This is a genomic window from Variovorax sp. GrIS 2.14 (assembly GCF_046115955.1).
GTDB lineage: Bacteria > Pseudomonadota > Gammaproteobacteria > Burkholderiales > Burkholderiaceae_C > Variovorax.
Genome location: NZ_JBJXIA010000001.1, coordinates 716,698 through 736,999, shown reverse-complemented (window position 1 = coordinate 736,999; position 20,302 = coordinate 716,698). Strand labels below are relative to the sequence as shown.

Genomic DNA, 20,302 nt, shown 5'->3' with positions numbered 1-20,302 from the left:
TTCCTTTTCTGCTTATGAACGTTCGAGTTCGATGTCGAGGCCGAGGGAACGAATTTCCTTGACCAGCACATTGAACGATTCCGGCATGCCGGCTTCGATGGAGTGTTCGCCCTTGACGATGCTCTCGTACACCTTGGTACGGCCCACAACGTCGTCGGACTTCACCGTCAGCATTTCCTGCAGGACGTAGGCAGCGCCGTAGGCTTCGAGTGCCCACACTTCCATTTCGCCGAAACGCTGACCACCGAACTGAGCCTTGCCGCCCAGCGGTTGTTGCGTAACGAGCGAGTACGGACCGGTCGAGCGCGCGTGCATCTTGTCGTCCACCAAATGGTGAAGCTTCAGGAAGTGCATGTAGCCGATGGTGACCGGACGATCGAACTGATCACCCGTGCGGCCGTCGTACAGGTAGGCCTGCGTGCGCGTGTCGGTGAGACCCTTGAGCTTGGCGATCTCTTCCGGATAAGCGAGCTTCAGCATGCCGCGGATTTCTTCTTCCGAGGCACCATCGAACACCGGCGTCGCGAAGGTCACGCCGGCCGCCAGATTGGCGGCCATCGCCAGCACATCGCTGTCGCTCAGCTGCGCCAGGTCTTCCTTGCGGCCGGAGCCGTTGTAGAACTGGTCCATGAACTTGCGCACTTCGGCCACCTTGGCCTCGGCTTGCAGCATGTCGCCGATGCGCTGACCGATGCCCTTGCCGGCCCAGCCCAAATGCACTTCGAGGACCTGGCCCACGTTCATGCGCGAAGGCACGCCCAGCGGGTTCAGGCAGATGTCGCACGGCGTGCCGTCGGCCATGTGGGGCATGTCTTCGACCGGAACGATCTTGGACACGACGCCCTTGTTGCCGTGACGGCCGGCCATCTTGTCGCCGGGTTGCAGGCGGCGCTTGACGGCCAGGTAGACCTTGACCATCTTCAGCACGCCAGCCGGCAGCTCGTCGCCTTGCGTCAGCTTCTTGCGCTTCTCTTCGAACATCAGATCGAAGCTGTGACGTGTTTGCTCCAGCGAGTTCTTGATCGATTCAAGCTGCGAGGCCACTTCGTCGTCCGCTGGGCGGATGTCGAACCAGTGGAACTTCTCGACCGACGTAAGGTACGCCTTGTCGAGCTTGGTGCCCTTGGCCAGCTTGTTCGGGCCACCATTCGCAGCCTTGCCGGTCAGCAGCTTCTCGATACGGTCGAACGCATCGGCTTCGACGATGCGAAGCTGGTCGTTCAGGTCGAGGCGGAAGCGCTTGAGTTCGTCGTCGATGATCTGCTGCGCACGCTTGTCGCGCACGATGCCTTCGCGGGTGAACACCTGCACGTCGATCACGGTGCCTTGCGAGCCCTGATCCACCCGCAGCGAGGTGTCCTTCACATCGGATGCCTTCTCGCCGAAGATGGCGCGGAGCAACTTTTCTTCAGGCGTCAGTGTGGTCTCGCCCTTCGGCGTGACCTTGCCCACCAGCGTATCGCCCGGCTGCACTTCGGCACCGACGTAGATGATCCCGGATTCGTCCAGCCGGTTGAGCTGTTGCTCGGCAAGGTTCGGGATGTCGCGGGTAATTTCTTCGGCACCCAACTTGGTGTCGCGCGCCATGACCACCAGCTCTTCGATGTGAATCGAGGTGTAGCGGTCTTCGGCGACGATCCGTTCGCTGATCAGGATCGAGTCTTCGAAGTTGTAGCCGTTCCATGGCATGAACGCGATCAGCATGTTCTGGCCGAGGGCCAGTTCGCCGAGGTCGGTCGATGCGCCGTCGGCCACCACGTCGCCCTTGGAAATGTGGTCTCCACGCGCCACGATCGGGCGCTGATGAATGTTGGTGTTCTGGTTCGAACGCTGATACTTGATCAGGTTGTAGATGTCCACACCGACTTCACCGGCCGCCGCTTCGGCGTCGTTCACGCGCACCACGACACGGGTCGCATCGACATAGTCGACCACGCCGCCGCGGGTGGCCGTCACCACGGTACCGGAGTCGACCGCGGAAACGCGCTCGATGCCGGTGCCGACGAACGGCTTTTCAGGGCGCAGCACAGGCACGGCCTGACGCTGCATGTTGGCACCCATCAATGCGCGATTGGCATCGTCGTGCTCCAGGAACGGCACCAGGGATGCCGCGACCGACACGATCTGCGCCGGCGACACGTCCATGTACTGAACGCGCTCGGCACCGACCAGGATCGATTCGCCGGCTTCACGTGCGGAAACCAGGTCGCCGGTCAGCTTGCCGTCCTTGTCCAGAACCGCATTGGCCTGGGCAATGACGTACTTGCCTTCTTCGATGGCCGACAAGTAGTCGATGTCCATCGTGACCTTGCTGTCAGCCACGCGACGGTAGGGCGTTTCGATGAAGCCGTATTCGTTCAGGCGGGCGTACAGAGCCAGCGAATTGATCAGGCCGATGTTCGGGCCTTCAGGCGTTTCGATCGGGCACACGCGGCCGTAATGGGTCACGTGCACGTCGCGCACTTCGAAGCCGGCACGTTCACGCGTCAGACCGCCCGGGCCAAGAGCCGACACGCGGCGCTTGTGGGTGATTTCGGACAGCGGGTTCGTCTGGTCCATGAACTGCGACAGCTGCGAAGCGCCGAAGAACTCTTTCAACGCCGCCGAGATCGGCTTGCTGTTGATCAGGTCGTGCGGCATCAGCGGCTCTTGCTCCGCTTGACCCAAACGTTCCTTCACGGCCTTTTCGATCCGTGCCAGACCGGTGCGGTACTGGTTTTCGGCCAGTTCGCCGACGCAACGTACGCGTCGATTGCCAAGGTGGTCGATGTCGTCGACTTCGCCGTTGCCATTGCGCAGGTCGACGAGGATCTTGACCACTGCCAGGATGTCCTCGTTGGTCAACACCATCGGACCGGTCGACTCGTCGCGACCGACCTTGGCGTTGAACTTCATACGGCCGACGCGCGAAAGATCGTACGTGTCCGGGTTGTAGAACAGACGCTGGAACAGCGCTTGCACCGCGTCTTCCGTCGGCGGCTCGCCGGGACGCATCATGCGGTAGATGGCCACGCGCGCCGCGAACTCGTCAACGGTTTCGTCGATGCGAAGGGTTTGCGAGATGTACGCGCCCTGGTCGAGTTCGTTGGTGTAAATCACCTGGATGTCTTGAACACCCGCTGTGCGCAGCTTCTTCAGCAGCGCTTCGGTCAGCTCATCGTTGGCCTTGGCCAGAATTTCGCCGGTGTCGGCTTCGACAATGTTGCGGGCAATGACGCGGCCAACCAGGAAGTCTTCCGGCACGCTGATGTGCGTGGTCTTCGACTCTTCCAGTTCACGCGTGTGGCGCGCGGTGACGCGCTTGTCTTTGGCGACCACGACCTTGCCGGACTTGTCGGTAATGTCGAAACGGGCGACTTCACCGCGCAGGCGTTCGGACACGAACTCCATCTGCGCGCCGCTGTCCATCAGGCGGAAGTTGTCATTCACGAAGAAGTTCGCGAGGATCGATTCCGGGTTCAGGCCGATGGCCTTCAACAGGATCGTGACAGGCATCTTGCGGCGACGGTCGACGCGGAAGTACAGCATGTCCTTCGGGTCGAATTCGAAGTCGAGCCACGAGCCGCGGTAAGGAATCACGCGGGCCGAGAACAGCAGCTTGCCGCTCGAATGGGTCTTGCCCTTGTCGTGCTCGAAGAACACGCCCGGAGAACGGTGCAGCTGCGACACGATGACGCGCTCGGTACCGTTGACGATGAAGGAACCCTTCTCGGTCATGAGCGGTACTTCGCCCATGTAGACCTCTTGTTCCTTCACTTCCTTCACCACCTTCGACTGCGAAGTCGACGACTCGCGGTCATAGATGATGAGTTGAACCTTGGCGCGCACGGCCGAGGCGAAGGTCAACCCGCGGGTCTGGCATTCGCGCACATCGAACGCCGGTTTCGCCAGGTTGTATTCGAGGTACTTCATCTCGACAAAACCGTTGTGCGAGACGATAGGGAACGCCGCTGTGAAAGCGGCTTGCAGACCTTCTATGGTGCGCTTGGTGGGCGCGATGCCGGCTTGCAGGAACGCGGTGTACGCGTCTTTCTGCATCTGCAGCAGGTAAGGGATTTCGACGACGCTGTCGCGATTGCCGAAACTTTTTCGGATGCGCTTGCGCTCGGTGTAACTGTACGCGGACGTTTGGGCCATGAGAGCTCCGGGGCTTGAGATCTTGCGCGACTTGAGTCGATGCTTTCGCACCACTCCCTGGCGGCTGGCCACTACCAGCCCTGGCGGACGGCGATGCATTGCACATCGCCCGAACCAAGGGGTCTTCTGTAGTCGGGGTCAGAAGACACTAGAAAGTCTTGAATTGACTTTCTGGTGGCCTCTCGGAGCCCGTTAAAAACCGCGCCGCAGCATGGATTTTGAACGCGCTCTGAAAGCGGCAAAGGCTGGAGGGCCATAAAGCCCTCCAGCCCTTCGCGGAAACCGAATTACTTCAGTTCCACCTTGGCGCCGGCATCTTCCAGCTTCTTCTTGGCAACTTCGGCGTCAGCCTTGGACAGGCCTTCCTTGACAGCCTTGGGAGCGGCTTCGACCAGATCCTTGGCTTCTTTCAAGCCCAGGCCGGTGATTTCGCGCACAGCCTTGATCGCCGAGACCTTGTTCGGGCCAGCTTCCATCAACATGACGTTGAATTCAGTTTGTTCTTCAGCGACTGCGGCGGCTGGGCCGGCGGAAGCGGGGCCTGCCATGGCGGCAGCGCTCACGCCAAACTTCTCTTCGATGGCTTTCACCAGGTCGTTGAGTTCCAGGACCGTCATGCTGTCGAGCGCGGTCAGAAATGCGTCTTTATCGAATGCCATTTTTGTTTCCTAACAATTGGGTTGAAATGTTTAAACGCAAGCCGGCTTACGCTGGCTGCGCTTCGGCTTCTGCCGGAGGTGCATCGGGTGCTGCTTCTACCGCGCCTTCGCCACGTTTCGCCGCCAGCGCCGCGAGCACGCGAGCGGTACGGGAAATGGGGGATTGCATCAAGCCCAGCAATTGCGCCAACAACACTTCCTTCGAAGGAATGCTGGCCAGTTGCTTCACGCCGTTCACGTCCAGGACTTTGCCGCCGAATGCACCGCCGCGAATCACCAACTTGTCGTTGGTCTTCGCGAAATCGGCCACCACTTTCGCGGCGGCCACGGCATCGACGGAAAAACCGTAGATCAGCGGACCGGTCATCTGGTCACCGAGGACTTCGAATGCGCTACCAGCGACAGCACGGCGTGCCAGCGTGTTTTTAAACACGCTGAGAGTCACACCCTTGCTGCGCGCTTCATTGCGCAACTTGGTCATATCGGCAACCGTGATACCACGGTATTCCGCCAGAACGAGCGTTTGAGCTTTTGCGGCGAGGCTGGTCACGTCACCGATGACCGCTTCTTTCTCACTGCGATTCAGACTCAAGGTCTACTCCTTTTAATGCGCCTCTCAGCCTGGTTTTTGCCACAGCCTCGGGACGCGCTTCATGCAGCGACCAACCGTTCAGGAAACAAATCCTTTGCAGCGGGATCGCCATCTGCGCTGGTCGCCTCTCGCGCGGGAGAGGCAATTAAGTACAGGCTGCCCTGCACACCAGCGGTCTTGGATGGCCCACGGCAACAGAAGCTGCCGCGACCCACCACATCGCCCCGCCGTTCGAACAGCAGGGCAAATTCTCTTGCTCTCTCAGCTCGCCGAGATGGTTTGCGTGTCCACGCGGACACCTATGCCCATCGTCGACGAAACAGCCACCTTGCGCAGGAACACGCCCTTGCTGGTCGCCGGCTTGGCTTTCACCAGCGCTTCGATCAGTGCAACCAGATTACCGTGCAACTTGTCGGTGTCGAAAGAACGACGGCCGATCGTGCCGTGGATGATGCCGGCCTTGTCGACACGGAACTGCACCTGGCCTGCCTTCGCGTTACGAACCGCTTGGGCGACGTCGGGCGTCACAGTGCCGACCTTCGGGTTCGGCATCAAACCGCGTGGACCGAGGATCTGGCCCAACGTACCGACGACGCGCATGGCATCCGGCGCAGCAATGACCACGTCGAAAGGCATATTCCCCGCCTTGACCATCGCGGCCAGGTCGTCCATGCCGACGATGTCGGCGCCGGCCGCCTTGGCTTCTTCAGCCTTTGCGCCCTGGGCGAACACAGCCACACGCTTGGTCTTGCCGGTGCCGTTGGGCAGCACGACAGCGCCACGCACGACTTGATCCGACTTCTTCGCGTCGATGCCGAGTTGCACTGCGACGTCGATCGATTCGTCGAATTTGGCGGTGGCCGCGTCTTTCACGAGACCGATAGCTTCGATCAAGGCGTACAGCTTGTCGCTGTCCACTTTGCCTTCAGACACTTTTTGTTTTTTGGTGAGCTTGGACATTTACACGCCCTCCACAGTCACGCCCATCGAACGGGCAGTGCCGGCGATGGTGCGAACCGCTGCGTCCAAATCGGCAGCGGTCAAATCCTTCATCTTCGTCTTGGCGATCTCTTCGAGCTGAGCGCGCGTGATCTTGCCGACCTTGACGGATTGCGGCGTGGCCGAACCCTTGTCAATTTTGATCGCCTTCTTAATCAGGATGCCCGCTGGTGGCGTCTTGATAATGAAGGTAAAGCTCTTGTCAGCGAACGCAGTGATGACCACTGGCAGCGGCAGGCCGGGCTCGACGCCCTGAGTCTGCGCGTTGAACGCCTTGCAGAACTCCATGATGTTCAAACCGCGCTGGCCCAATGCGGGACCGATAGGCGGTGAGGGGTTGGCTTTACCAGCTGGCACTTGCAGCTTGATGAAGCCGACGATTTTTTTCGCCATGCTTTTCTCCTTGCGGGTGATAACGCGTTGGCTGGTTCAGCCTCGGCTCCCCGGGGGTTAACGACTCTTCGATAAAAACCGCGTGCGAGTCGGACTACGCGCGGTCGAAATTGGTTCCGGTCTTTCGACCGGCGGCATCAGGCCTGCCTCAGGTCCGGCTCAGGTCTTTTCGACCTGGCTGAACTCGAGCTCGACCGGCGTCGCGCGGCCGAAGATCATGACCGAAACGCGGACCTTGCTCTTCTCGTAGTTCACTTCTTCGACGGTGCCATTGAAGTCGGTGAACGGGCCGTCCTTGACGCGCACGAACTCACCCGGCATGAACTCGACCTTGTGACGGGGCTTCTCGGAGCCCTGCTGCATCTGATTGACGATGTCTTCGACCTCTTTTTGCGAGATCGGGGCTGGCCGGTTTTTCGCGCCGCCGACAAAACCCGTCACCTTGTTGGTGTGCTTCACCAGGTGCCAGCTCTCGTCGTCCATGATCATTTCGACCAGCACGTAGCCCGGGAAGAAGCGACGCTCTGTGGTGCGCTTCTGACCATTCTTGATTTCGACGACTTCTTCTGTCGGCACCAGAATGCGACCGAACTTAGCCTGCATCCCCACGCGGCTGATGCGCTCGAGGATGTTGCGTTCGACGGCCTTTTCCATTCCAGAATAAGCGTGCACCACATACCAGCGCAGATCCGGGTTGGCAGCAGGTGCCAACAGCGGATTCACCTCTTCCGGCGTGGTTTCAACAACTTCTTCGGTCATTATTTTCTCCAACCCAGAATGAGGTCAAAAAACACCCATTCGAGCGTCTTGTCGGTGAGCCAAAGGAAAACGGACATGATCGCGACGAAGCCGAACACGTACGCCGTCATTTGCATCGTTTCCTTGCGCGTCGGCCAGACGACCTTCTTGACCTCACGCCAGGAGTCGCGCCCGAAAGCCCAGAGCTGACGGCCGTTTTCAGAACTGGCGAATGCACCCACCGCTGCCGCGAGCAATACGAGCAACACGGCCCACTGCACCAGCGAGCCCTGGCGCGTGAGCAGGTAGAACGCGACGATGGCGCCCACAGCCAGCAACACCGCCGCAGCCAATTTGGCTTTGTCTGTACCGGTGCTCACGGTTTCGATTTGAGAAGTTGCCATGGTTGGCTGTGTTTCCTTAGACGCCGAAGCCCGTCAGGACATGACGGGCTTTTCAAGAGCTGCCACCTCAGGTGGCAGGGGCAGTAGGAATCGAACCTACAACCTTCGGTTTTGGAGACCGACGCTCTGCCAATTGAGCTATACCCCTTCGTTATCTTCTTAAGCGAGGACCTTGGCCACGACGCCAGAGCCGACGGTCTTGCCACCTTCGCGGATGGCGAAGCGCAGGCCTTCTTCCATGGCGATCGGGTTGATCAACTTCACGGTGATGCTCACGTTGTCGCCAGGCATGACCATTTCCTTGCCTTCGGGCAGCTCGATCGCACCGGTCACGTCCGTCGTGCGGAAGTAGAACTGCGGGCGGTAGTTGTTGAAGAACGGCGTGTGACGGCCGCCTTCATCCTTGGACAGGACATAGACTTCGGCGGTGAAGTGGGTGTGCGGCTTGATGGAGCCGGGCTTGCAGAGCACCTGGCCGCGCTGGACGTCTTCGCGCTTGGTGCCGCGCAAGAGCACGCCGACGTTGTCGCCAGCCTGGCCTTGGTCGAGCAGTTTCCTGAACATTTCCACGCCGGTGCAGGTGGTCTTCTGGGTTGGCGAGATGCCGACGATCTCGATTTCTTCGCCAACCTTGATGACACCGCGCTCGACAGCGCCGGTGACGACGGTGCCGCGACCAGAGATGGAGAACACGTCTTCCACAGGCATCAGGAAGGCACCGTCGATGGCGCGTTCCGGCTGGGGGATGTAGGTGTCCAGAGCGTCGGCCAGCTTCATGATGGCTTCTTCACCCAGCGGACCCTTGTCGCCTTCGAGGGCGAGCTTGGCGGAGCCGTGAATGATGGGGGTGGCGTCGCCTGGGAAATCGTATTTGTCCAGGAGTTCGCGTACTTCCATTTCGACGAGTTCGAGCAGCTCGGCGTCGTCGACCATGTCGCACTTGTTCAGGAAGACGATGATGTAGCCGACACCGACCTGGCGGGCCAGGAGGATGTGCTCGCGGGTCTGGGGCATGGGGCCGTCAGCAGCGGAGCAGACCAGGATGGCGCCATCCATCTGGGCAGCACCGGTGATCATGTTCTTCACATAGTCAGCGTGGCCGGGGCAGTCGACGTGGGCGTAGTGGCGGTTGGCCGTTTCGTACTCGACGTGGGCGGTGTTGATGGTGATGCCGCGGGCCTTTTCTTCAGGCGCCGCGTCGATCTGGTCGTATGCCTTGGCTTCGCCGCCAAATTTAGCGGACAGCACGGTGGCCAGGGCCGCCGTCAACGTGGTCTTGCCGTGGTCGACGTGACCGATGGTGCCCACGTTCACGTGGGGCTTGGTACGGGCGAATTTTCCTTTTGCCATTTTCTCGACTCCGAAAAAAAAGATATCAACGTATCTACGCGAGCTGCAAACCAGGCGCTGCAACCCCAAAACTGGTGCCCTTTGCGGGAATCGGACCCGCGACCTCCCCCTTACCAAGGGGGTGCTCTACCACTGAGCCAAAAGGGCCTGTACAAACCAACGCATTCCTGCGGCGATCCGGAATTTCTGGAGCGGGAGACGGGAATCGGACCCGCGTCATCAGCTTGGAAGGCTGGGGTTCTACCATTGAACTACTCCCGCATCGGGAGCCTTCAGCGCACCCCAAATGCCCGTTTCTCACGGTGCCAAACGCCCTTGAAAATCCATTTCGTCGCTGGTGGAGAGGGCTGGATTCGAACCAGCGTACTCGTAAGAGGGCAGATTTACAGTCTGCTGCCATTAACCACTCGGCCACCTCTCCGGCGAACCGCGGAATATAGCATGGTTCGGAGGCGCTTTCGAGTCCCTTGCGCACCAACTGCGCCTAAATCCCGGCGCGTCCACCGGACACGGAACGCTGCGCCTCTCGCCAGGCACGTGCCTGACTGAAATGCCCGCAGCCGATAAACGGCAGGGGCGGCCGCAGTGCCGACAGCGGAGACGGATGGTTCGCCGTCAGCACCTTGTGGCGCTGCATGTCGATCAACACCCGCTTGCTCTGCGCATGTGCACCCCACAGCATGAACATCGCCGGATCGTTGCCGGCGCCGACATGGCGAATGACAGCGTCGGTCAAGATTTCCCAGCCGCGACCCGCATGACTGGCAGGCTGCGCTTCTTCGACCGTGAGGCAGGTGTTCAGCAGCAGCACACCCTTTTTAGCCCACTCAACCAGGCTGCCCCCAGGCTCGGGAAACGGTGGCGGGGGTGTACCGACATCACGCTCCAGTTCCTTGAAGATATTGCGCAGCGACGGCGGCACCCTGACGCCCGGCGCCACGGAAAACGCCAGCCCCTCCGCCTGGCCGCGACCGTGGTACGGGTCTTGTCCGAGGACGACGATGCGCACTTCCTCAGGGGGTGTGAGCTCCAGCGCGCGGAGCGGGCGCGGCGGAAAGATCACTGCACCAGCGGCCAGTCGCGCTTGCAAAAAGCCCAAAAGCTTTTGACCCGCTGCGCTCGCAAAAAACGTGTCGACGAGGGGCTGCCAGCCGGGAGCCACAGGCCAGTCCGCCGGATCGGCGCGCGTCAATTGACCATATGGCGCGCGGCTCACTTGAACAAATCGGCGAGCGCCTCGCCTGGCTCTTTGGCGCGCATGAACGCTTCGCCGACCAAAAAGGCCTGAACCCCTGCAGCGCGCAGAGCGGCCACGTCGTCCCGCGTCGCAATGCCGGATTCGGTAACCAGCAACCGATCGGCTGGCAGCCTGGGCAGCAGATCGATCGTGGTCTGGATCGACACCTCGAAGTTGCGCAGATTGCGGTTGTTGACGCCGACGAGCGGCGTCTTGAGCCTGAGCGCACGGTCTAGCTCCACCGCATCGTGCACTTCCACCAGTACCGCCATGCCGAGCCCCAGCGCGATCGCCTCGAAGTCTTTCATCTGCGCATCGTCGAGCACCGATGCGATCAGCAGGATGGCATCGGCGCCGATCGCGCGCGACTCGTAGATCTGCCACGCATCGACCATGAAATCCTTCCGCAACACCGGCAGGTCGCAAGACGCCCGTGCCTGCTTCAGGTAGTCGATCTCGCCCTTGAAAAATTGCCTGTCCGTGAGCACTGAAAGGCAGGCCGCGCTGACGCTGCCCGCTGTGCCGTCGCCCTCGGCATAACTTTGCGCGATGTCGGCCGGAATGAAGTCTTCGCGAATGATGCCTTTGCTCGGACTCGCCTTCTTGACCTCGGCGATCACCGCCGCCTGGCCCGCTGCGATCTTTGCGCGCATCGCGCCGACGAAATCGCGCGTCAGCACGCGGCTCTCAGCGTCGAAGCGAATGCGCTCGAGCGGCGTACGGCGCTTTACAGCGGCCACTTCTTCGTGCTTGACCGTAACGATCTTGTTCAGGATGTCGGCGGACATGTCAGTGCGCTCCCGCGGTGTTCATGGATGCCGTGTTCGTCGCTGAGACAAACTCGGCCAGCTTGGCCTTGGCCGCGCCCGATTCGATCACCGCACGCGAACGCTCCACGCCAGCCAGCACCGAATCGACGACGTTCGCTGCATACAGCGCGGCGCCGGCGTTCAGCACGACGATGTCACGCGCCGCGCCGGGCGCGTTGTCGAGCACGCTGAGCAACATCGCCTTTGACTCGTCGGGCGTCTCCACGCGCAATGCGCGGTTACTCGACATCGCGAAACCGAAATCTTCCGGATGCAACTCGTACTCGCGGATCTCACCGTTTTTCAGTTCACCGACCAACGTCGAGGCGCCCAGCGAAATCTCGTCCATGCCGTCGCGGCCATAAACCACCAGTGCGTGCTCGGTCCCGAGCCGCTGCAGCGCTCGCACCTGGATGCCGACCAGGTCGGCATGGAACACGCCCATCAGCATGTTGGGTGCGCCGGCAGGGTTGGTCAGTGGGCCCAGGATGTTGAAGATGGTCTTGATGCCGAGTTCCTTGCGCACCGGCGCAACGTTCTTCATCGCCGGGTGATGGTTAGGCGCGAACATGAAACCGATGCCGACCTCCTCGATGCACTTCGCGATCTGCTCGGGCTTCAGGTTGATGTTGACGCCCAGCGACTCCAGCACGTCGGCGCTGCCCGACTTGCTCGACACGCTGCGGCCGCCGTGCTTGCTCACCTTGGCGCCAGCCGCGGCCGCGACGAACATCGAGCAGGTCGAGATGTTGAAGGTGTGCGAGCCGTCACCGCCGGTGCCGACGATGTCGACCAGATGCTTGGTGTCCTTTACCGGCACCTTGGTCGACACCTCTCGCATCACTTGTGCGGCAGCGGTGATCTCGCCGATGGTTTCCTTCTTGACGCGCAGGCCCGTGATGAGCGCGGCCATCATCACGGGCGAACACTCGCCGCTCATGATGAGCCGCACGATGTGCAGCATCTCGTCGTGAAACACCTCGCGATGTTCGATGGTCCGTTGCAATGCTTCTTGCGGAGTGATCATGTCGTGTCTCTTGGATTTTTGATTCAGGCGTTGAAGAAGCCACGGATGGCAGTCACTGCACGATCGACGCCCGCCGCATCCACATCGAGGTGCGTGACGAAGCGCAGCCGGTACAAGCCCATCGTGTGAACGCCTTGCGCGTTCAACGCGGCCAGCAACTCGGCCGAGCGTTCTTTGACAGCACCGGTGAGATCGACGAAAACCATATTGGTCTGCGGCGCCTCGACCATGAGCCCGTCGATACCCGCCAGTCCTGCCGCAAGCCGCTTTGCCAGCGCGTGATCGTCGGCCAGCCGATCGATGTGATGGTCGAGCGCATGCGATGCCGCTGCAGCCAGAAAGCCGGACTGCCGCATACCGCCACCGGCCATTTTGCGAATACGGTGAGCGCTCGCAATGAGCTCGCGCGAGCCGCACAACGCAGAGCCGATCGGTGCGCCGAGGCCCTTGCTGAAGCACACCGACACGCTGTCGAAGCACTGCGCGATACGCCGTGCCTCGACGCGAACATCGCCACCGCCCCGGGCAGCCTGCGCCACCGCCGCATTGAACAACCGCGCGCCATCGAGGTGCCGCTGCAATCCTTTGGCCTTGGCCAGATCGGTCGCGGCCTGCACATAGTCGAACGACAAGAGCTTGCCGCCCAGCGTGTTCTCCAGCGCCAGCAGCCTTGTGCGCGCAAAGTGCGCATCGTCGGGCTTGATGGCGGCTTCGATCGCACTGATCGGCAAGGTGCCATCGGCCGCATGGTCGAGCGGCTGCGGCTGCACGCTGCCGAACACCGCGGCACCTCCGCCTTCCCAGCGATACGCATGCGCCTGCTGGCCGACGATGTACTCGTCACCGCGACCGCAGTGCGACAGGATCGCGCAGAGGTTGCTTTGCGTGCCGGTCGGTACAAACAGGGCCGCTTCGAAGCCGAGCATGTCGGCGATCTTTTCCTGCAGTGCGTTGACGCTGGGGTCGGCGCCGAAGACGTCGTCGCCCAACGGTGCCGCGGCCATGGCAGCGCGCATCGCAGAGGTCGGCTGGGTGACGGTGTCGCTGCGCAGGTCGACTGTTTTCAGGGCGGTCAAGGCGGTCACTCCAGGAAGTTCTTGAGCATGGCGTGGCCGTGCTCTGTCAGGATCGATTCGGGATGGAACTGCACACCTTCGATGCGAACATCGTGCGCAAAAGCGGTATGGCGCACACCCATGATTTCGCCGTCGTCGGTCCAGGCGGTGACTGCCAGATCGGCCGGACAGCTGTCGCGCTCGATGGCCAGCGAGTGGTAGCGGTTCACCGTGAATTTCCCCGGCAGGCCGGCGAAGACACCCTCGCGTGTGGTCGAGATCTGGCTCGTCTTGCCATGCATCAGTTGCTGCGCGCGGACGATCTTGCCGCCGAAGGCCGCGCCGATGGCCTGGTGCCCGAGGCACACGCCCAAGATCGGCAGCCTGCCCGCGAAAGCTTCGATGGCTGCGACCGATACACCAGCTTCGGCCGGCGAACAGGGCCCCGGCGACACCACCAGCCGCGTGATACCCGCCGCCACACGCTCGCCGATCTGCGCCACCGTGATCTCGTCGTTGCGCACCACATCGACCTCCGCCCCCAGCTCACCTAAATACTGGACGATGTTGTAGGTGAACGAATCGTAGTTGTCGATCATCAGGACTCTTATGGCTTGGTTCATAGCCTGCGTCATGGCTTGCCGACGATCCGATGGACACCCTTGACGACAGGGAACACATTGAAATTGATCAACAGCGCCAGCTTGAGCCCCGACAAGCGCAGCGCTGCCATCACTTGCGCGCGATGCAGGTCGGTCAGCAACTCGGCCGCCTTCAACTCGACGACGACCGACTGCTCGACGACGAATCCTGCGCGGTACACGTCGCCGAGTGGCCGGCCCTTGTACATCGCGCCGAAAGGCACATTGCGGACAAAACCGATCTCGCGTTCGGCGAGTTCGATTTCCAGCGCAGCGGCGTAAGCGCTTTCAAGCAGCCCCGTGCCCAGCACGCGCTGCACCTCGACGGCGGCGCCGATGATCTCGTGCGAGAAGTCGTTCTGTGCGTTCTGTAGTTCGACGGCAGTCATTCCAATCCCTCTTCGACAAGTTCGGCCGCACGCAGCAGCGCGCGCGCCTTGGCTTCGGTTTCTTTCCATTCCAGCTCGGGCACGGAGTCGGCAACGACACCCGCCGCCGCCTGCACGTGCAACACCTGGTTCTTGATAATGCCGGTGCGGATGGTGATGGCCACATCCATGTCGCCGGCGTAGCTGATGTAGCCGCACGCACCGCCATAGATGCCGCGCTTGACGGGCTCCAGCTGGTCGATGACTTCCATCGCGTGCACCTTGGGCGCGCCGGTCAGCGTGCCGGCCGGAAAGGTCGCCTTCAGCACATCGATGGCGGTCATGCCGTCTTTCAGCGTGCCTTCGACGTTGCTCACGATGTGCATCACATGGCTGTAGCGCTCGACGGCAAAAGCCTCGGTCACCTTCACCGTGCCGATCTTCGCGATACGGCCGATGTCGTTACGCGCCAGGTCGATCAGCATCACGTGCTCGGCGCGCTCTTTCGGGTCGTTGATGAGCTCGACTTCGGCGGCCTTGTCGAGCTCGGCCGACGCGCCGCGCGGACGCGTGCCCGCCAGCGGGCGTATCGTCACTTTCTGCTCGCCGTTCGGCATGTTCTCCTGCCGCACCAGGATCTCCGGCGACGCGGCCACCACGTGGAAATCGCCCAGGTCGTAATAGAACATGTAGGGCGACGGGTTCATCGAGCGCAACGCGCGGTACAGCGACAGCGGTGACTCGGTGTAGCGCTTGCTGATGCGCTGGCCGATCTGTACCTGCATGAATTCGCCGCCGGCAATCATCTCCTTGGCGCGCTCCACTGCCGCCAGATAGTCTGCCTTGGCGAACGATCGCTCGGCTGGATGCGCCTGCGTCGGCTTCACCTGCGGCGCGCTGACCGAGTACTTCAACTGGTCGCGCAACTCGCGCAGGCGGCGCTTGGCGATGGTGTACGCCTCGGGCCGCGTCGGGTCTGCGTAGACGATCAGATAGAGCTTGCCCGAAAGGTTGTCGATGACGGCCAGCTCTTCGCACTGCAGCAACATGATGTCGGGGCAGCCGAGCGTGTCGGGTGGGCAGCTGGCTTCGAGTTTCTTCTCGATGTGGCGCACCGCGTCGTAGCCGAAGTAGCCAGCCAACCCGCCGCAGAAACGCGGCAGCCCTGGCCGCAACGCGACCTTGAAGCGCTTTTGGTACGCATCGATGAAGTCCAGCGGATTGCCTTCGGCAGTTTCGACGACTTGCCCGTCGGTCACGACTTCCGTACGCGCTGCGGCGCCGAAGCCGCTGGCCCGGATCAACGTGCGCGCCGGCAGGCCGATGAAGCTGTAGCGCCCGAAGCGCTCGCCGCCCACCACGGATTCCAGCAAAAAGCTGTATTTGCCGCCGTCTTTGGTGTGTGCCAGCTTGAGGTAGAGCGAGAGCGGAGTTTCGAGGTCTGCGAAGGCCTCCACCATCAGCGGTATGCGGTTGTAGCCCTGCGCGCTGAGGCTTTTGAATTCGAGTTCGGTGATCACAGGTTCGTTCTCCGTTGCCTCACGACGCGTCGTCGGTCGATTTTGGCAAATCAGTCTTCATGGGGGTGACCCGAGTGCGTGGCGTGCGTTTCGGGTCCGCGGGGGCGCGACAAGTGTCGCGCCGATCAGTCAGATGGCGCCGTGCGGACTACGCCAGGGCCAGGCTCCCCGACGGCCCTGACCAGTCTGAATGATGTGATGAACGAACATGTGGCCGGGAGTTTAGCAGCGGCCTTTCGCGCTGCAAGCGGCCGGCATGTCGTACTTTTGCCTGCGCGGGGTTCTACGGACGCCGCTGACGCAAGACCGACCGAAAATCCAGTTACACAAAAGAACATCCGCGTTCTGGATGGAAAAAGGAGAACTGAAATGCGCGCACGATTTAGTCAACGCATCGCGGCAACGCTGTTGTCGCTGGTCGCCGTCAGCACCGCCTGCGCGATCAGCACGGCCAATGCGGCGACCGTCGATGTTTCCGGCGTCAAGCTCGAAGACAGCGTCAGCCTGAAAGGCGAGACCCTGCAGCTGAATGGCGCGGGCATTCGCTTCAAGGCGATCTTCAAGGTCTACACCGCCGGCCTGTACCTGGGCAAGAAGGCCGGCACGCCTGAAGAGGTGCTGGCCGCCACCGGTTCCAAGCGCGTGTCCATCACGATGCTGCGCGACATCGATGCCAATGAGCTGGGCAAACTTTTCACCCGCGGTGTCGAAGACAACTCACCGCGCGCGGAGTTCTCGCAGCTCATTCCGGGCCTGCTTCGCATGGGCCAGATGTTCGCCGACCAGAAGACGCTGAAGACCGGCGACACCTTCACGATCGACTGGATTCCTGGCACGGGCACGGTCATCACGGTCAGAGGCGCGATGCAGGGTGATCCGATCAAGGAAGTGGCGTTCTTCAACGCCCTGGTACGCATCTGGCTCGGCCCGTCGCCTGCGGACTACCGGCTCAAAGACGCGCTGCTCGGCCGCAGCAGCTGACCACGATTCGTCTAACGCGGGAGCTCAGGCTTCCGCCAGCGTTTGCGCAGCGACGACCGCCTCGGTCCGGTTGCGCACGTTCAGCGCCCGAAAGATCGCTGCCAGGTGAATCTTGACCGTGCCTTCGCTGATGCCGAGCGCGCGCCCGATCAACTTGTTCGGCTTGCCCTGCGACAGCAGTTGCAGCACTTCGACCTGCCGCTCGGTCAGCACGTTGCGCAGATGGTCGAGCGTGTGGGCCGCGGCTGGGGTCGCGACGCGCGCGGCCGCCTCCACTGCCGGCACGCCGGCCACGATGCCGGGCGGCAGGGCCGACAGCATCATCGGTGGCACATAGACACCACCGGCCAGCACCAGCCGCACCGCCGACAACATCACCTCGGGCGAATACGCCTTCGGAATAAAGCCCAGCACGCCGTGCGCGAGTGCGGTGCGCATGATGGCCGGATCTTCGTAGCCAGACAGCACGATCACCGGCACGGCCGGATGGCGACGCCGCATCTCGTCGATGTGCGCATGGCCGTCGGCGCCAGGCATGTTGAGATCGATCACGGCCAGGTCGAGGTCGTCCGAAGCCCCGGCGAGTAACTCGTCGACGCTCATGGCCAGCACGAACTCGATGCCCGGTTCGAGTTCCGCCAACTTGGCCTTGACCGCCTCGATGACGAGCCGGTGGTCGTCGGCGATCAGGATTTTCATGACTAGTTCCGCGCTTTGATGGACCAGTCTTGAAGATAGCGGCCTTCGGCGCGCGCGGCAAGCGGCTTGCGCCGAGCGGACGGCATAGTCCCCACGGGATATGGTGCTGCGCGGCGCGGCTCGAAAGAATCGCCTCAACACCCGAGGGACGAGACATGGGCATGTGCGTCTTCTTCCACTGCTGACGCGGGCAATCGATGGCGCGCCTGCTCGATCAGTTCTCCGCCCTTTTCTCGTACGGCCTGGCGATCGACGCCGTCGACCCCTTGCGCGCCGGCGTTGCCGAGCCGACCACCCGCGCCGATGCACAGGCACAAGCACGCCGGCTGCTCGCCGAGGCGCGACTGGCAGCAACGGCAGGAGGCGCCCCACCCGCGCAGGTCGAATCGGCCGCCTTCGCGATGGTCGCGTGGCTCGACGAAATTTTCGCGCGGCAGCGCCGCTGGACCGACGCTGCCCCACCGCTGCAGGCGCAGCTCTTCAATTCCAGCAACGCACACAGCGAGTTCTTTCATCACCTCTCCGGCCTGCAGGCAGGCGACGATGCGGTGCGCGAGGTGTATTGGTACGCGCTGGCCAACGGCTTTACCGGCCAGTACTACTTCGAGGCCGGCGACGGCGGGGAGCTCGGCAAGCTCAAGGACTTGCACGGCCGGCAGTTGCCGGTTGTACCGGCCGCTATCGCCACGCTGGCGAAGGACCGCATCACGCCGCAGCCTTACGCCCAGCTCCGCACCGTGCCGCCGCGCGACCCGGAGCGGCGCGAGCGCGCGCTCCTGCGTGGGGTCGTCGCTGGCGCAGTGCTCGTCCCGCTGATGGCGCTGTTGTGGCTGCTGCTGGCCGGGCCTCGGCAGACCGCCGCCAGCGCCGAGCAGCGGCTCGATCAGCAACTGCGCAGCTACGCATGTGCCGACCTGCAAGCGAGTTGGGGCGTGACCGGCGCCGTCGGTGCCTTCAGCGCGTTGCACATCAGCGGCTTCGTTCCGCTGGCCGACGACATCGCCAAGGTCGAACGCGAGGTGCGCGCCAGCCCCGGCATGTCGTCCGCGACCTTCGACTTGCGGCTGCGCGTGTGGCCGCATTGCGAGGTCGTCGCCATCCTGAAGCCGTACCAGACCCGAAACCGCGACAAGACGTTCGACCTCAAAGTGACGGCGCCATCGGCACACGATGGCCGGCTGCGCGAGGGCGATGCCGTGCGCATCGAAGTGACCGCACCGCACTACGAGGGCAACGTGCGGGTCGACTACTACACGGCCGACGGCGCGGTGCAGCATCTGAGCGGCGCGGGAGAGCCGACGCGTTTCGTCGCCGGGCAGCGCCTGGTGTTCGGCAAGGACATCCCTTCGAGCTGGCTGGTGAACCCGCCCTTCGGCACCGTGATGGTGGTCGCGCTGGCGTCGCCCTCTCCGTTTCCCGAGGCGCCGGACCGCCCGCCTTTCGAGCTGGCATCGGCGTATCTGCTCAAGCTGCGTGAGGCGCTCGCCGCCAACAAGGGCGGTGACAGGCTGATCGCGGAGTTCCTCTTCCTGGAGACCGCGGAACGATGACTGCCACCCCCGCCGTGACCGTGCTGACCCAGCTCCCGCTCGTGTTCTGGCTGCTGGTGGCCGTCTGCATCGGCGGGGCGACAGCGCTGTGGTGGCGCATCACGGGCCGGCGCCGAGTGGCGCGGTGCCGTGATTTGCAGCGGCAGCTCACGCTCTGCGGCCCTGCCGAATCGCCGGCCGAACAGGCCACGCTCGACGGCCTGGGCGACGCACCGCGGCAGGCCCGACAGTCCTCGGTGCGTTCGACCGGCGGTCGCGCAACGTTGTATCGCACGCCCTGGTTTCTATTCCTCGGCGATGCGGCTGCCGATGTGCCACGCCTGCTCGATGCAGCGAGTGCTTCGGCGGGCGGCGCGGACACAGTCCAGCCCTTCTGGCACTTCTGGCAGTGGCACGCACTGCCATCGATGGTCGCCATCGGAATCGATCCGCAAGTGCTGCAGCGAGCGAACCCCGCACGCGTACGGCGCTCGTGGTACCGGGCGTTGCTGGTGCTGGTGCAGGAGCGGCCACGCCTGCCGCTGAACGGCATCGTCGTTTGCGTCGGCGCGAGCAGCCTGTTGCCAGCGACAACGGGAGCGGCCGGAACAACGGAAGAGTCATCGGCCATGCGCATGCGCCGCCTGATCGACGAAGCCGCCGAACACCTGCATCTGCGACTGCCGATCTACCTCGTGGTCACCGGCCTCGAGAAACTGACCGGCTACGACACGCTGCGCTCGTCGTTGTCGAAAGACGTGCTGACGCAGGTGATCGGTTATCGCTGGTCGGGCATTGCGGGCGCCGGTGCGGCGGCCAGCGTTCGCGCCGACGAGCGCGCGACCGAAGCCTTCGACTCGATCATCGAGGGGCTCGATGCATTGCGCATGGCGCTGCTGCGGCAAACGAGCACGCCGGCAGATCGCCTGGCGATTCATGCGTTCGTCGAACAGGTGCGCGCGATGCAACCAGGGTTGCGTCAGCTGGCCGACGCGCTGTTCGGTCGCATCAAGGACCAGCGTCGCCCGCAACGCTGGCGCGGGCTGTACCTCACCGGCTCGACGCCTTCGGGTGCGGACGCATCGGGCGCGGCCTTTGCAGCGGATCTGTTCGAGCGCTTCCTGCCGGCCGACCAGCCGCTGGCGCGCTTCGATGCCTAGATCA

At 62.6% G+C, this 20,302-nt stretch carries 19 protein-coding genes and 4 tRNA genes; 3 read left to right on the top strand and 20 right to left on the bottom strand.

The window, feature by feature from the left end; all coding sequences use genetic code 11:
* Positions 1-12: 12 nt before the first annotated feature.
* The 19 genes from rpoB to trpE form a co-directional block, all read right to left on the bottom strand.
* Complete coding sequence (gene rpoB / locus RCH10_RS03455; protein ID WP_323498361.1) at positions 13-4,137, bottom strand: DNA-directed RNA polymerase subunit beta; 4,125 nt, start codon at positions 4,135-4,137, stop codon at positions 13-15.
* Positions 4,138-4,424: 287 nt separating this feature from the next.
* A complete protein-coding gene (gene rplL, locus RCH10_RS03450) occupies positions 4,425-4,796 on the bottom strand; it encodes a 50S ribosomal protein L7/L12 (protein WP_187053269.1) in 372 nt (123 codons plus the stop codon).
* 46 nt (positions 4,797-4,842) lie between these two features.
* Positions 4,843-5,388 carry a 50S ribosomal protein L10 gene (gene rplJ / locus RCH10_RS03445; protein WP_323498360.1) on the bottom strand — a complete coding sequence of 182 codons (546 nt, stop codon included), beginning with the start codon at positions 5,386-5,388 and terminating at the stop codon, positions 4,843-4,845.
* 261 nt (positions 5,389-5,649) lie between these two features.
* Entirely contained in the window at positions 5,650-6,348 is a 699-nt protein-coding gene (gene rplA / locus RCH10_RS03440; RefSeq protein WP_409051270.1) for a 50S ribosomal protein L1, read from the bottom strand.
* Complete coding sequence (gene rplK / locus RCH10_RS03435; RefSeq protein WP_187053272.1) at positions 6,349-6,780, bottom strand: 50S ribosomal protein L11; 432 nt, start codon at positions 6,778-6,780, stop codon at positions 6,349-6,351.
* Positions 6,781-6,939: 159 nt separating this feature from the next.
* Positions 6,940-7,539, bottom strand: coding sequence for a transcription termination/antitermination protein NusG (nusG, locus tag RCH10_RS03430; protein WP_323498359.1), 600 nt, complete (start codon positions 7,537-7,539; stop codon positions 6,940-6,942).
* Positions 7,539-7,922, bottom strand: coding sequence for a preprotein translocase subunit SecE (secE, locus tag RCH10_RS03425; protein ID WP_409051269.1), 384 nt, complete (start codon positions 7,920-7,922; stop codon positions 7,539-7,541). Before secE ends, nusG begins: the two co-directional genes overlap by 1 nt.
* 72 nt (positions 7,923-7,994) lie before the next feature.
* A tRNA-Trp gene (locus RCH10_RS03420) sits at positions 7,995-8,070 on the bottom strand.
* A gap of 11 nt (positions 8,071-8,081) precedes the next feature.
* A complete protein-coding gene (gene tuf / locus RCH10_RS03415) occupies positions 8,082-9,272 on the bottom strand; it encodes an elongation factor Tu (RefSeq protein WP_187053275.1) in 1,191 nt (396 codons plus the stop codon).
* A gap of 72 nt (positions 9,273-9,344) precedes the next feature.
* Positions 9,345-9,419: transfer RNA gene (locus RCH10_RS03410), tRNA-Thr, on the bottom strand.
* 40 nt (positions 9,420-9,459) lie between these two features.
* Positions 9,460-9,533, bottom strand: a tRNA-Gly gene (locus RCH10_RS03405).
* Between the two features lie 74 nt (positions 9,534-9,607).
* A tRNA-Tyr gene (locus RCH10_RS03400) sits at positions 9,608-9,693 on the bottom strand.
* 63 nt (positions 9,694-9,756) lie between these two features.
* A complete protein-coding gene (locus RCH10_RS03395) occupies positions 9,757-10,488 on the bottom strand; it encodes a uracil-DNA glycosylase (protein ID WP_323498854.1) in 732 nt (243 codons plus the stop codon).
* Positions 10,485-11,297 (bottom strand): indole-3-glycerol phosphate synthase TrpC, encoded by an 813-nt coding sequence (gene trpC, locus RCH10_RS03390; RefSeq protein ID WP_409051268.1) that lies wholly within the window; start codon positions 11,295-11,297, stop codon positions 10,485-10,487. The genes RCH10_RS03395 and trpC overlap by 4 nt, the downstream gene beginning before the upstream one ends.
* A 1-nt stretch (position 11,298) precedes the next feature.
* A complete protein-coding gene (gene trpD, locus RCH10_RS03385; RefSeq protein WP_409051267.1) occupies positions 11,299-12,345 on the bottom strand; it encodes an anthranilate phosphoribosyltransferase in 1,047 nt (348 codons plus the stop codon).
* Between the two features lie 23 nt (positions 12,346-12,368).
* Positions 12,369-13,412 (bottom strand): low-specificity L-threonine aldolase, encoded by a 1,044-nt coding sequence (ltaE, locus tag RCH10_RS03380; RefSeq protein ID WP_409051332.1) that lies wholly within the window; start codon positions 13,410-13,412, stop codon positions 12,369-12,371.
* Positions 13,413-13,426: 14 nt separating this feature from the next.
* Entirely contained in the window at positions 13,427-14,011 is a 585-nt protein-coding gene (locus tag RCH10_RS03375) for an anthranilate synthase component II (RefSeq protein ID WP_409051331.1), read from the bottom strand.
* A 20-nt stretch (positions 14,012-14,031) separates the two neighbouring features.
* Positions 14,032-14,430 (bottom strand): GxxExxY protein, encoded by a 399-nt coding sequence (locus RCH10_RS03370; RefSeq protein ID WP_323498858.1) that lies wholly within the window; start codon positions 14,428-14,430, stop codon positions 14,032-14,034.
* Positions 14,427-15,929: an anthranilate synthase component I gene (gene trpE / locus RCH10_RS03365; protein WP_409051266.1), complete on the bottom strand. Its 1,503-nt coding sequence runs from the start codon at positions 15,927-15,929 to the stop codon at positions 14,427-14,429. The genes RCH10_RS03370 and trpE overlap by 4 nt, the downstream gene beginning before the upstream one ends.
* Positions 15,930-16,298: 369 nt before the next feature.
* Here trpE and RCH10_RS03360 point away from each other — a divergent pair, with 369 nt between their 5' ends.
* The gene (locus RCH10_RS03360) at positions 16,299-16,910 is read left to right on the top strand and encodes a chalcone isomerase family protein (protein ID WP_409051265.1); all 612 of its coding nucleotides are present in this window, start codon (positions 16,299-16,301) and stop codon (positions 16,908-16,910) included.
* A gap of 24 nt (positions 16,911-16,934) precedes the next feature.
* Here the strand turns inward: RCH10_RS03360 and RCH10_RS03355 are convergent, their stop codons facing one another.
* Complete coding sequence (locus RCH10_RS03355) at positions 16,935-17,609, bottom strand: response regulator transcription factor (protein ID WP_323498861.1); 675 nt, start codon at positions 17,607-17,609, stop codon at positions 16,935-16,937.
* Between the two features lie 197 nt (positions 17,610-17,806).
* On the opposite strand from RCH10_RS03355, the gene RCH10_RS03350 reads away from it, so the two are divergent.
* Both RCH10_RS03350 and RCH10_RS03345 read left to right on the top strand, forming a co-directional pair.
* Complete coding sequence (locus RCH10_RS03350; protein WP_409051264.1) at positions 17,807-19,159, top strand: DotU family type IV/VI secretion system protein; 1,353 nt, start codon at positions 17,807-17,809, stop codon at positions 19,157-19,159.
* A complete protein-coding gene (locus RCH10_RS03345; protein ID WP_409051263.1) occupies positions 19,156-20,298 on the top strand; it encodes a type VI secretion system protein in 1,143 nt (380 codons plus the stop codon). The genes RCH10_RS03350 and RCH10_RS03345 overlap by 4 nt, the downstream gene beginning before the upstream one ends.
* The last annotated feature ends 4 nt before the right edge of the window (positions 20,299-20,302 follow it).